Origin of the sequence: Synechococcus sp. PCC 6717 (assembly GCF_022698185.1) — a bacterium.
GTDB lineage: Bacteria > Cyanobacteriota > Cyanobacteriia > Thermosynechococcales > Thermosynechococcaceae > Thermosynechococcus > Thermosynechococcus lividus.
Window position 1 is genome coordinate 1 of record NZ_JAKLTV010000025.1, and the last position, 12762, is coordinate 12762.

The following is a 12762-nucleotide window of genomic DNA, read 5'->3' on the forward strand; positions in this document are numbered from 1 at the left end:
GCTCTTCCGATCTCTTAATGCGGGTGGGGGCAGTCAAAGACCCCCTACTCACCTCAAGCATTTCTGCTATTGGGACTACGTTTATGTTTTGGTTCGTGGTTTCGCGCTTTTCAACACTAGCCAATTCGATACGCTCAACATCCTGCCATTGCTTGCAGTGGTTTAGGCTTGCCGCCAAAGCGGTAGTGACTTACTTGCCGGGATTTCTCCGTACTAGGATGTTTCTTCGCGTAGTTGATACGCCTACTTTCCACGTCTCTAGTTTAATACATAGAGAGGGCTAAAGCCCCCTGAGTTGGCTGTATCCCCTCGCTAAAGCGGAGGGGTTTTAGCCCGCCCACATCACTCCTATAATTAGGTGCGTTTACCCGTTATTCATCCAACCCCAGATCATCCTCTTCTTCATAGTCAGCGGCACTATCGCTGACAAACTCTTCAATTTCTCCCATATCGTCTAGGCTGCTCTCTAGGATGGGATCGGCTTCGTTACCATCGCGGGCAATGAACCGTCCTGTTTGCTGAAGCCATTCAAGAATCGAGCGATCAGAACGTCCCGCTGAGGTGAGATTCTTTTGCGAGATAGGCTCTTCGTACAAGGAAGGATTGTGTAGGGTCATAGAAGGCTATCGAAGACTACTGTGTTTTTAGGATTATGCACCATTGTTCATCCTAGCCTGTTCGGGGCTGATTTTGGAGCACCGCCCACAGGACGTGCAGTTCTGTGGGTGGCAACGTTGGCAGTGGCACATTCTAAGGAACCGATCTAGAGTGTAAGCGTCACTAAAGAAATCAATTCAATATTTTGTTACATGAGGGACGTTTTTATGCGGATGCAAGCCATTAGTTTTCTAAGTTTGAGTTATTTGTCCCTTGGTGTAGCAAGTACGGCGATCGCCGCACCCTACCCGCCGGAAGTGGTTTCACGGTTTACAACGGAGTGCGCAACCGCCTTAAAGGAACAGGTGCCACAAATGGCAAACTATGGCAATGCCTATTGCAGCTGTGTGATTAACGAGTTACAAACCTCGCTGTCGTTAGACGAATTTAATGCGATTGGCCAGAACGTCCAAGCCAATGCCAGCCCTGAAGTACGGCAAATGCTCACCAATACAGCACAAACCTGCTTGCAGCGGGTCACACAGTAACAGGTACTGGCTCTGCGGCTTGCCGCGCCAAGAGTGAGACGCCTTGGAGAGCAGGTCAACCTCATCCTCCACCTACAAACTCACCAGAGTGCTGATCATGACGGCAGTGCCCACAATTCCTAGGCACTGTGGCCAAAGGGCGCTTAGGGGGAGCCGACTAATTTTTTGGGTCAACAGTAGGCTAGCAAGGGTACTCACTACCAATGCCGTGGTTTGCAAAAAAGCAACCACTGCTGGGTGGGCACTCCACTGAAAAGGTGTCCCTGCACTCAGGCCAAAGGTAGCCAAGGTGACCGGCCAAAGGTGACCGGCTTCGCCCAAACCAAGGGGCAAGTAGTAGGCAAGGTTAGCCCCCAGCACCAGCGGCAAGTAACCGTAGGCTAACCGGATAAAGGGTTGAGGGGAGCCCCAGAGTCGCTGCCCTTGGTGCAACACCCACGCAATAGCACCGGGCACCGCCAACGTCAGGGTGGCGATCGCCGCCTTTACCAGAAATGGTGCCTGAGGCTGATGGCACCACACCAATACCTGTGGCAGGTGGTGCAGCACCACCGCTCCTAACAGGAGAAACAGCAGGCAGACTTCGTAGGCGGTAGGGGTATGACTCGTCCAAAGTTCAATGGCTGGCGGACGCAAATTTAGCTCCACCGAGCGGTGGGGGCACGCCTTCAGGCAGGTCATACACAGGACACAGTTGCGGTTGTCCGTCAGTTGTGCCGGATGAGAATAGATGGGGCAGCCGCCAGTCTCTTGACCTTCTCCAAGGGCTGGCCCGCCTTTATAGCACTGGTAGGTGGTGCAACTGGCGGCGCAGATTCCCCGCTGGGCACGCAGTTCAATGATAGAGAGCTTGGCAAACAAACCATTCATCCCACCAATGGGGCAAAGGTAGCGGCACCAAAAGCGGCGTTCGTAAAGCTGCGAGAAAATGACTGCCCCAGCAGTGATCAGGATCAGAAGCCAACTAGACAGATAGGCAGTATTGGGAAGATCCCATAGTTCCTCCCACAGCAGAATGGCCGTAAATAGGGCAAACAACATCCAGCCACCCCATTTTTCCGCCAGAGGGCGCGGCCAAGACCCTAAGCGGCGCGGCCAAAGTTTCAGGGAGAGCGTTTGCAGCAGTTCACCATAGATCATGAAGGGGCAAACGGCACACCATATACGACCTAAAAAGGGAAAGATCAACAGGGAGAGCGGCCACCACCATGCCCAAAATAGGTTCAAGGCAAGATTGTGCTCACGGTCTTGTGGCCCCCACAGGCCAATGGCCACAATGAGGGGAAACGCCCACAGCGTCAGGCCATAGTTGAGGCGATCGGGCCACCACGGACTGCGGAGGAGGTAACGCAACTGCGGGTAGGCATTGAGGAGATTCCAGCGGAAACGGCGCTGCTTGACCTGTTCTGGCCAAAAAACTTCCTCTGTCAGGAGGCTGGCACCATTGGCTTGGAGAATGGCGCGCTCCACGAGGCTGGCTAATTCCCGTAGGTTGCCCGGAAAGTCATAGCTTTGTAGTCGCCGCAGTGCTTCAGGGGTGATGCGGGGTTTGGGAATGCGTTTACTGCGGCAGCAGAGGGTGATGTAGTAGTTGACGAGGGCTTCAATATCCGCTTTGGTGACCCGGAGGGGCGGTACTCGGATGATGTGGTGAACGAGATCTTGGCAGTTGCAGTCTTTTTTCTCGGCAATGAGGATAATACGTCCCTGAAACAGTCGCGCTGTAGTGGTTGTGTCGCTAACGGGCAGGTACTCMCGGCTCTGTAGCAACCGCCGCAGTTGGGGGTAGAGGGCGTTTGGCCACTCGTGAACGTTATTGAGAATGAGCGTCCCTTCGTTCAACCAATCTAATAGTCCTTGCTTGCCGCCTGCTTTGCCAAAGAGTTCGGCACCATTGGCTGAGAGGGTGCCGCAGTTCAATTGAATGAGGGGTTGGCGGCGATCGCGCGAACCATAGTGAATCAGCGCAGCAATGTTGTCTTTCTCAAGCCCTGGCTCGCCAAAAATCAGTACGGAGTGGCGATCGCCTGCGGCCTCTTTAATCGCGTGGCGCAGCCGGATAGCATAGCGACTGCTGCCGACGATGCCCTGTTTGACCCGCGGTACCAGATAGGGGCGCAGAGCCATTTGACGCTGCTGTTCGTAGGCCAGTTGAGCCGTTACATCCGCTAGGGCACCGCTGAGGTGCTGGGAAATGCTTTGCCGCAGTTCGGGAAATTGATCAGCAAGGCGGTTAAACACGTCCCGCGAGAGGGTCCACACTTCACAGTCGCTGAGGGTAATCACCGTGTGGGGTGTTGGCTGATCAAGCACTAACTCTGGCCAGTGCAACACTGTGCCGGGTGGCAGCGTCATCACTTGGGCAGGACTATCCGTAGTGGTGTGGTAGGCTTCGAGCTGCCCTGATTTCAAGATGTAAAGAGTGGTAACGGCTTGATCTTCGAGCACCAGCCGCCGATTCGCAGCAATCTGCTCTTGGCGACAGGCAGCGGCGATCGCCTCTAGAGCGGCCAACGATAGAGACCCAAAGGGGGTATGGCGCTGCAGCCACTCTAACCGATCTGAGAGGTTCACGGTTCAGGCTCCAATAATGGGAATTGGCGAGGGCGATACCCCAAGTGCTGCCATGCTTGAGGGGTGGCCATCCGCCCGCGGGGGGTGCGTTGCAGGTAGCCCATCTGCATCAGGTAGGGTTCGTACACTTCCTCAATCGTTTGTACATCCTCTCCCGTTGCAGCAGCTAAGGCATCAATCCCCACCGGTCCCCCTTGATAAGATTCAATTATCACACTCAGCAGGCGGCGATCGGTCCAGTCCAGCCCTGCTGGATCAACGTTAAACAATTCCAACGCCGCGATCGCCACGGCCAAGGTAATTTTACCACTATGTTTGACGGCCGCATAATCGCGCACCCGCTTCAGAAGCCGAATGGCAATGCGGGGGGTTCCCCGACTGCGGCGGCCAATTTCCAGCGCTGCCTCAGGGGTAATGGGGGTTTGCAAGATCACTGCTGTGCGCTCAACAATCTGCTGCAGCTCCGCAGGTTGGTAAAAGCGGAGTCGCTGGACTAACCCAAACCGATCCCGCAACGGCGAGGTCAGGGCACCGGCACGGGTGGTGGCCCCCACTAGGGTAAAGCGGTTAAGGGAAAGCCGCCGCGAGCGCGCACTTTGGTGCTTGCCCACGGTCAGATCAAGGTAAAAGTCTTCCATCGCCGGATAGAGCAGCTCTTCAGTCATCCGCGAGAGGCGATGGATTTCATCAATAAATAAAATATCGCCGGGCTTGAGGTTAATTAACAGGCCAACAATGTCGCGGGGGCGCTCCAGCGCAGGGGCACTGGTAATCTTGCAATTCACTCCCATTTCCGCAGCCAAAATCAAGGCGATCGTGGTTTTCCCTAGCCCCGGCGGGCCATAGAGCAGCAGGTGATCTAGGCTTTCTTGGCGAGACTTAGCCGCTTGAATGGCAATTTCTAGAACATCTTTAAGTTCTTGCTGGCCGATGTACTCAGCCAACGACTGGGGGCGCAGCGAGTCTTCGCTGGTGGACTGCTGTTCCTCAGAATTCAGAGCCGCAGACAGCAAGGATGGGGAGGGCGATCGCTCCGGCGAGGGATTTTGGGAAGAAATAATCGCCATCCCGACCTCCTAGGCAGCTACCCTCCCTAGGTGCGTTTTAGCCAGCTAAACATTGACCGCAGTTCCTGACCCACCTGCTCAATGGGGTGCTCTGCTTCCCGGCGGCGCATGGCCGTAAAGCCCGGCTTACCTGCCATATTTTCTAGGACAAATTCGCGGGCAAATTGCCCGGTTTGAATTTCATGAAGAATTTTGCGCATTTCGGCGCGGGTGTCATCGGTAATAATGCGCGGCCCACGGGTGAGGTCGCCATACTCAGCGGTGTTGGAGATGCTATCGCGCATCTTGGCCAAGCCCCCTTCCACAATAAGATCCACAATCAGCTTCACTTCGTGGAGGCACTCAAAATAGGCCAGTTCCGGTTGGTAGCCAGCACTGACAAGGGTTTCAAACCCTGCCTTGATTAGGGCGCTCAGGCCGCCGCACAGAACCACTTGTTCCCCAAAGAGATCGGTTTCTGTTTCTTCGCGGAAGGTGGTTTCCAAAATACCGGCGCGGGTGCCACCAATACCTTTGGCGTAGGCCATAGCCAAATCCCGTGCTTGACCACTGGCATTTTGATAGACCGCAAATAGACAGGGCACCCCTTCCCCTTGATCGTAGGTGCGCCGTACCAAATGGCCGGGGCCTTTGGGGGCAATCATGACCACATCGACATTGTCGGGGGGGACAATTTGGCCAAAGTGAACGTTGAAGCCATGGGCAAAGGAGAGGACATTGCCGGTTTGCAGATTGGGGGCAATCTCCTGTTCATAGACGACCCGCTGCACCTCGTCAGGAAGGAGGATCATAATCCAGTCGGCTATTTTGGCAGCCTCGGCTACAGGGTGAACTGTCAGACCATCGGCGCGGGCACGCTCTGCAGAACGACTGCCAGCATAGAGCCCAACGACAACCTTCAGACCGCTATCCCGTAAGTTGAGGGCATGGGCATGACCTTGAGAGCCATAGCCAATGACTGCGATTGTTTTGTCCTTGAGAAGCTCAAGCTGGGCATCTGCGTCGTAATACATGCGTGCCATAGTGACTGTTTTCCTTTCCAATTGCTTGCAGCAGGTCGTTACTGTGTCTCTACTACCTTAGTTCTGAGTAGAGTCGGTAAGGTGCAACGTTAGCGAGCTTAGCGGTTCCGCGAAAAACGATTGCCCCCACTGCCTGCCATGGCCTCGCGCGGGCGTGCCTTATTGACCTTCAGTTGCCGCCCCATCCACTCAGCACCATCGAGATCGGCGATCGCTGCATCTTCTTCAGCATCTGTGGACATTTCCACAAAGCCAAAGCCACGCTTGCGACCGGTTTCCCGATCCACTGGTAAATAGACTTGTTTGACGGCTCCGTATTCGGCAAATACGGCCTCTAAATCTTCCTGAGTGGCCGTGTAGGAAAGGTTGCCGACATAAATAGACATAATCTGATCTGCTCCAAAGCAAAAGTTGAACCATACGTTGACGCTGACTTCGGAGAGATGACTGTCACGTAACCAACCTTCCCTAAGACCGAACTCATGAATCGCTCTACCTAAATACTCAAGCGGCGATTACTCGCCAACCTTGCCTATTGATTATAGCTGATGGTGCGCCTCTGCCGCCGCTGAAAAGAGAATGCTAGGCTAAAAGAGGGGTATTTTTTGTGAATCTTAACAATGTCAGGATTAGCAGCGGTTGTGGTTGGTTTGTCGGGAGGGGTCGATAGCTCTGTGGCGATCGCCTCCTTGAAGCAACAGGGCTATCCGGTGGTGGGGTTAACCCTATGGCTGATGAAGGGTAAAGGACAGTGCTGCTCTGAGGGGCTGGTGGATGCGGCACGGCTGTGCGAGGAGTTGGGGGTAGCGCACCACATTGTTGACAGCCGCGAAATCTTTGAAAAATACATTGTGGACTATTTGGTTAGCGGCTATGCCAGTGGCATTACCCCTTTGCCCTGCTCCCAGTGCAACCGCATGGTCAAGTTTGGGCCGATGCTAGCTTACAGCCGTGCTGAATTAGGGATTGACACTATCGCCACCGGTCACTACGCCCAGGTGCGCTATAACCCCAATAGCGATCGCTACGAACTCTGGCGGGCGGTGGATCGCCACAAGGATCAGAGCTACTTTCTCTACGATCTGCCTCAAGAGATTCTTGCCCATGTCCTGTTTCCCTTGGGGAGCCAAACCAAAGATCAAACCCGTGCCCTTGCGGCGCAGTACGGCCTGCACACCGCCACCAAACCGGACAGCCAAGATCTATGTCTGATTGAGGCACACGGTTCGATGCGCCAATTTTTAGAGCAGTATCTGCCACCCACCCCTGGGGAGGTTGTGGACCTGAGCGGACGTGTCCTCGGGCATCATCAGGGTATCCATCATTACACCATTGGTCAGCGGAAGGGGTTGGGGATTGCGGCGGCGGAACCCCTGTACGTTGTGGCGCTGGATCGGGTGCATAACCGGGTGATTGTTGGCGATCGCGCCAGTGCTGTGCGCGGGGAATGTACCGTGGCGCGAGTGAACTGGGTATCCATTGCCCCCCCGCAATATCCCCTCAAGGTAGAGGTGCAAATTCGCTATCGCACCCCAGCGGTGCCGGTGACGGTTCTGCCCACCGCTGACCCTGAACAAGTAAAATTAGTGTTTGCAGATCCCCAGTTTGGGGTGACCCCCGGCCAAGCGGCGGTCTGGTATGAGGGCGATCGCCTTTTGGGGGGTGGGATTATCCAACCCGTTGCCGAGGATGAAACCACGAGCAATGGCCTAGGATCCCTGTGAACCAAAACCATTAAGGAGTTACCCCATGCAAAAACGCTTGAACTATTCTGCCTCGGATATTATGCGCCGTGCCGAGCAATTGATTCAGCACTCGTCCAATCGCTACCGCATTACAGTGCAGATTGCCAACCGTGCCAAACAGCGGCGAGGGTTAGACGCCTCCGAGGACTTTGACGATCTGCCGCTGAAGCCAGTGATCCGTGCCATCATTGAAATGTCGGATGAAATTGCCCAGCCCGAGTTACTGGCAGATTAAGACCACCCTTGCGCAGGAATCTTGGAGGTATGGCATGAGCAGGCGGCGGTGGGGGCATTTTTTTGCGGGTCTGGGGCTGGGCTGGCTCTTGGTGGCTCTGTGGTTTGGCGCTATCTCGGTGCGATCGCAGCCTGCTCCACCGGCTACAGGTGCACAACTTCTGATCAATCCGCGCCAAGTGGCTGAAGCCCTCTACCCAGAACTGCCCGATTTTCCGAAAGCAAATCACTATATCCGCCAAGATAACCGCCGCCCGGCGCCGGAAAGTACCCTTTTAGAGCGGTTTATTGTCTATCACACTACCGTAAAAGGGCGATCGCCCCTATCTCGCTTTGATTGGTTGATTTCCCTAGCGGACTACCTCGGGGTCAATGATGTCCTACGCCCGGAAACCTACCCGGGGCGAACCTACTTAACCACAAMCCCGATGGAGCAGGATGTGGCGGCCATTCGCCAATTGAACCGCCAGCAGCGCCAAGCCTTGGTTAACACCCTAACGGCCTTCTATGCCCGACAGGCGGGGTTACCCACGACCACACCCCAACTCCCCCAAACGGAGGTGCTACCACAGCCGGTGCCTAGGAATCCCTCTGGTTCTGTGTTGCCCCCTATCCCCCAGCCGGGCGGAGCCACCCTGCTCACTCCAGCGGAGCCACCGCGCCCCCAGCCCACTGGCGATGCTCGTTTTTTACTGCCCTAGCCCCTTCTGAGTTGGTCTTAAACTATGGCTATTCCCGTTGCTGAACTGCTGAGTACTGATATTCTCAAGCCCGCCCGCTATCTGGGCAATGAATTGGGGGCAGTGCGTAAACCTTGGGACGCGGCCACGGTTCGCTGGGTACTCAGCTACCCAGAAATCTATGAAGTCGGTGCCTCCAACCTTGGGCACATTATTCTTTACAACATTCTCAATACGGTGCCCGATCAGCTTTGCGATCGCGCCTACTTACCCGCTGCGGATCTGGCGCAAAAACTGCGCACCACCCAAACACCGCTGTTTGCTGTTGAGTCCCGCCGCCCGCTGGCGGACTTTGACCTGATTGGCTTTAGCCTTAGCTACGAATTGGGGGCAACCAATATCCTAGAAATGTTGGATTTAGCTGGGCTACCCCTCACGTGGGCTGAGCGGCAACACACCACCGAGATACCCCTGATCTTTGCCGGCGGGCAAACCGCCACCTCCAACCCAGAACCCTACGCTGATTTTTTTGATTTCTTTGCCCTTGGGGACGGCGAGGAACTGCTACCGGAAATTGGCCTAGTGGTGGCAGACGCGAAGCGCGCCGGTCTCAGCCGCCAAGAGACTCTATTAGACCTAGCGCAAGTGCCGGGGGTTTATGTCCCCCAGTTCTACAATCGCCAACCGGATGGTGCCGTTGTCCCCAATCGTGGGGATGTTCCAGAACGGATTTTGCGCCGCGTGGCTACCCCTCTACCCGCCTATGCCGTTGGCTTGGTGCCCTACGTCGAGACGGTGCACGATCGCCTGACGGTGGAAATTCGCCGCGGCTGTACCCGGGGCTGTCGGTTTTGCCAACCGGGGATGCTCACCCGTCCTGCCCGGGATGTGGCTCCAGATGAGGTGATTGCCGCCATTGAAACCGGGATGCGAGCAACCGGTTATAACGAGTTTTCGCTGCTTTCGTTAAGTTGTTCCGATTATTTAGCCCTGCCCGCAGTGGGGGTCGAAATTAAAAATCGCCTCCGGCATGAGCAGATCTCCTTGTCATTACCCAGCCAGCGGGTGGATCGCTTTGACGAAAACATTGCCCACATTGTCGGCGGCACCCGCCAGAGTAGCTTAACCTTTGCCCCGGAGGCAGGAACGCAACGACTGCGGGACATCATCAATAAGGGGCTAACTAATGAAGAGTTGCTGCGGGGGGTCAAAACCGCTTACGAGCAGGGGTGGGACAAAGTCAAGCTCTATTTTATGATTGGCCTGCCCGGGGAAACCGATGCCGATGTGCTTGGCATTGCTGAAACCATCCGCTGGCTCAAACGAGAATGCTGGATGAAAGGCCGCAAACCCCTGAATTTTCATCTGACGATCTCTAACTTTACCCCCAAGCCCCACACACCTTTTCAGTGGCATGCGGTCTCCACGGCTGAGTTTGAGCGTAAGCAGGCGCTCCTGAAGGCGGAGTTCCGCACCATTCGCGGCCTCAAGGTCAACTTTACCGATGTGCGCATCTCTGCGATGGAGGACTTTGTCGGTCGCGGCGATCGCCAACTTGGGGCAGTGATCCGCCGCGCATGGGAGTTAGGGGCGCGCGAAGATTCATGGTGGGAAAGCCTAGATCGTGCCTATGCCGCCTGGACGCAAGCGATCGCCGAGGCAGGGCTAGATTGGAAATACCGCCAACTCGAAGCCGGGGAGTGGAATGTCTTTAGTGGCGAAGCTGCCGCCTTGGATGCGCCCCTCCCTTGGGATCACATTGACACTGGCATTAGCAAAGCGTGGCTCAAAGAGGATCTCCAGCGTGCCCTCGCCGCAGTTGTGGTTCCTGATTGTTCCTTTGCTGGCTGCTCCCACTGTGGCGTGTGTGGCCTTGACTTTGGCCATAATGTTGTGGTGCCACCGCCCCCCATTCCTGCGATTCAAGAGCAGTGCCGTCCTCCTCAGGAGCGGGTTCAACGCCTCCGCCTCACCTTTGGCAAAGTGGGCAGCATGACCCTCATCAGCCATCTTGATCTGCTACGGCTGCTGGAGCGAGCCGTGCGCCGTGCTCAGCTACCGATTGCCTTTAGTGGTGGGTTTCATCCTGCACCGCGCATTGCCACCGCCAGTGCCTTGCCCCTGGGGATGGCCAGTGAAGGTGAACTTGTGGATCTTGAATTTCACCAAGCGGTTGATCCAGAGGTTGTCCTCAGCCAGTTGCGGCAGCAGCTACCGCCAGAGTTACCCCTTTATCGCTGTGAGGTGGTGCCTTTGAGCGCGCCTGCTGCCAGCCAAGCCCTTGTGGCCGCCACTTACGAACTGCTGATTTGCGCCCCAGACGAGTGTTCCCTGCCGGAGTGGGAGGAGGTTCTACAGACCCTGCGAGCGACCGCTGAGGTGCCCTACGAATTAACCACTAAATCCGGCAAATCGAAGATCATTAACCTGCGCGATCGCCTCCTCGAGATTGCCCTTACCCCAGAGCAACCCCATTGGCCAACCCTACGTTTAATCTATAAAGGCGTGTGCCGCAATGATGGCACCTTCTTGCGGCCTGAACACTGCCTGCACTTACTGGAAGTCGCCAGTGGGCGATCGCTAGTGTTACAGCGGGTGACCCGTCGGCAGTTGCACCTTGAGAGCTGTTCCCCCTAACGTCCGGGGATAAAGGCGGTGCTCAGACGCTTCATGGCATTAGCCGCAATATCGCGGTAGCGCAGCTCACCGCAGAGCACCTGCCCCAGTCGCCGAGTGGCGGAGGGACGTTTCATGGCTAAACGGTATCCCACACCGGGCATCCGATGAAAGAGTCCGGCGAGGCGTTGTGCCCACGCTAGATCGGTGCCCCACTCGTTCTGGAGGCGTTGGCTATAGTTGGGCAGCGCGGTCGGGTCTCCTGCTAAGGCCGCATCAATGGCTTCTGCTGCACACATGCCACTGTAGAGCGCCGGACGAATGCCCTCTGCGGAAAAGGGATCCACTAAACCCGCTGCTTCCCCTACTAAAAGGGCGTGCTGAGTGTGCAAGGGCTGTGCCCCTTCCCACACACAGAGGGGATGGTACTGAACGTGGCTGTTTGCCATTGCTAGGTTATGGGCGGCGCAGTACTGCTGCAACACGGGTTCCCAATCAGTGCGATCGCCCCCCCGTAACACCCCTACCCCTACGGTGCGCAACTCGCCGCTGGGAAAGCTCCAAAGAAAACCATTTTTGACCAGACCAAATTCAAAATGCACGGCGCGATCGCCCCCCTCATTGGGCACGGTCATCACCGCTGCGGTACGAACCACCTTTGGCTTAAAACCTAGCCATTGCGCCATTTGACTGTTCGCACCATCGGCAGCGATTACATAGGCCGCCCGATAGGCCGCAGTTGGCGTATGCACCGACCAGTGATCGCCTGTAAAGTCAATCCCCGTCACCGTGGTGTTATCGCAGACCGTTACCCCTAACCGTTGCCCTTGCTGCAACAGAAAGTGATCAAACACAGACCGCTGCACAATCCAAATGGGGTCTGGAATATTCAGTTCCCGCTCTACGGCATCCTCTAGCTTCCATGTGTAGCGAACTGTACGGGTGGTCTCCACGATGGCAGGGCTAAAGTCAAAGTCAAACCACTGCGCCACTGCGGGTGAGACCCCACCAGTGCAGGGCTTAGAGCGCGGCAGTGGGCATTTTTCCAACACCAAGACCGATCGCCCCCGCTGCGCAAGGTGATAGGCAGCTGCACCGCCCGCTGGCCCACCGCCAACAATAATACAGTCGTACATCGCTGTTGTGCTTACTCCCACAAGCTCCTATCCTTTTTTGATCCTCTCTATCTAACCCTGGCGGGTATGATTGAAGAGGGTTAGTTCACTAGAGTCTGAGTTAGGGATTGACATACTTCCACGGCTAAAGCGCGTGGGCTTTAGGGCAGCAGTTGTAACAACCCCCACCATTCTCCCTCGACCCTCTGGGCAAGCATTATGAACGACCCCACCGCAAACAGCAAGAATCATGCCCCCTTATCAGCCATGTTTCTGTTCTCGCAGTGTAGTTTATCGACGGTGATTGTTGGTGCAGCGATAGGTAGTACGCTCATCGCCAGCAGGGTGTTGGCAAACTGCACGATCAGTAGCGTTACCGGCCTTAACTTTGGTGCCTACAGTTCCTTTGATGCCGCCCCCAATGATGCCACCGGACGGTTTTTGTTTGTGTGTACCGATGTTCAAGCCCCTGTCACCATTCGCCTTAGCAGCGGTGCCGCCAACAGCTTTACACTGACACAATTGTAATTACCATTCAGTTTTAACTAACAGTTTTGCGGTCAT

At 55.7% G+C, this 12762-nt stretch carries 12 protein-coding genes; 6 read left to right on the plus strand and 6 right to left on the minus strand.

The window, feature by feature from the left end; all coding sequences use genetic code 11:
* Positions 1-371: 371 nt before the first annotated feature.
* Entirely contained in the window at positions 372-617 is a 246-nt protein-coding gene (locus L5470_RS10135) for a DUF3134 family protein (protein ID WP_099799152.1), read from the minus strand.
* Between the two features lie 207 nt (positions 618-824).
* On the opposite strand from L5470_RS10135, the gene L5470_RS10140 reads away from it, so the two are divergent.
* On the plus strand, positions 825-1145 hold the full coding sequence (locus L5470_RS10140) for a hypothetical protein (RefSeq protein ID WP_198405976.1): 321 nt from the start codon (positions 825-827) through the stop codon (positions 1143-1145).
* 72 nt (positions 1146-1217) lie between these two features.
* Here L5470_RS10140 and L5470_RS10145 read toward each other — a convergent pair whose 3' ends face one another.
* From L5470_RS10145 to rbp, 4 genes are all read right to left on the minus strand, one after another.
* Positions 1218-3719: a sigma 54-interacting transcriptional regulator gene (locus L5470_RS10145; protein WP_499499814.1), complete on the minus strand. Its 2502-nt coding sequence runs from the start codon at positions 3717-3719 to the stop codon at positions 1218-1220.
* Positions 3716-4786, minus strand: a complete 1071-nt coding sequence (ruvB, locus tag L5470_RS10150) for a Holliday junction branch migration DNA helicase RuvB (protein ID WP_499499816.1) — start codon at positions 4784-4786, stop codon at positions 3716-3718. The genes L5470_RS10145 and ruvB overlap by 4 nt, the downstream gene beginning before the upstream one ends.
* Before the next feature lie 26 nt (positions 4787-4812).
* A complete protein-coding gene (gene ilvC / locus L5470_RS10155; protein WP_376787919.1) occupies positions 4813-5829 on the minus strand; it encodes a ketol-acid reductoisomerase in 1017 nt (338 codons plus the stop codon).
* Between the two features lie 77 nt (positions 5830-5906).
* A complete protein-coding gene (gene rbp / locus L5470_RS10160) occupies positions 5907-6194 on the minus strand; it encodes an RNA-binding regulator (protein ID WP_099799148.1) in 288 nt (95 codons plus the stop codon).
* 234 nt (positions 6195-6428) lie between these two features.
* Between rbp and mnmA the strand changes: the two genes are divergently transcribed.
* Genes mnmA through L5470_RS10180 form a run of 4 tightly spaced genes read left to right on the plus strand, consistent with a single transcriptional unit; the run spans position 6429 to position 11104 of the window.
* Positions 6429-7532: a tRNA 2-thiouridine(34) synthase MnmA gene (mnmA, locus tag L5470_RS10165; protein WP_448527635.1), complete on the plus strand. Its 1104-nt coding sequence runs from the start codon at positions 6429-6431 to the stop codon at positions 7530-7532.
* A 25-nt stretch (positions 7533-7557) separates the two neighbouring features.
* Positions 7558-7788, plus strand: coding sequence for a DNA-directed RNA polymerase subunit omega (locus L5470_RS10170; RefSeq protein ID WP_099799146.1), 231 nt, complete (start codon positions 7558-7560; stop codon positions 7786-7788).
* A 34-nt stretch (positions 7789-7822) separates the two neighbouring features.
* Positions 7823-8488, plus strand: a complete 666-nt coding sequence (locus L5470_RS10175) for a hypothetical protein (protein WP_499499819.1) — start codon at positions 7823-7825, stop codon at positions 8486-8488.
* Between the two features lie 24 nt (positions 8489-8512).
* Positions 8513-11104 (plus strand): TIGR03960 family B12-binding radical SAM protein, encoded by a 2592-nt coding sequence (locus tag L5470_RS10180; protein WP_499499821.1) that lies wholly within the window; start codon positions 8513-8515, stop codon positions 11102-11104.
* Here the strand turns inward: L5470_RS10180 and L5470_RS10185 are convergent.
* Positions 11101-12219, minus strand: coding sequence for a geranylgeranyl reductase family protein (locus tag L5470_RS10185; RefSeq protein WP_099799145.1), 1119 nt, complete (start codon positions 12217-12219; stop codon positions 11101-11103). The genes L5470_RS10180 and L5470_RS10185 overlap by 4 nt on opposite strands.
* Before the next feature lie 246 nt (positions 12220-12465).
* Between L5470_RS10185 and L5470_RS10190 the strand changes: the two genes are divergently transcribed.
* Positions 12466-12726 carry a spore coat protein U domain-containing protein gene (locus tag L5470_RS10190; RefSeq protein WP_157768346.1) on the plus strand — a complete coding sequence of 87 codons (261 nt, stop codon included), beginning with the start codon at positions 12466-12468 and terminating at the stop codon, positions 12724-12726.
* Positions 12727-12762: the final 36 nt, after the last annotated feature.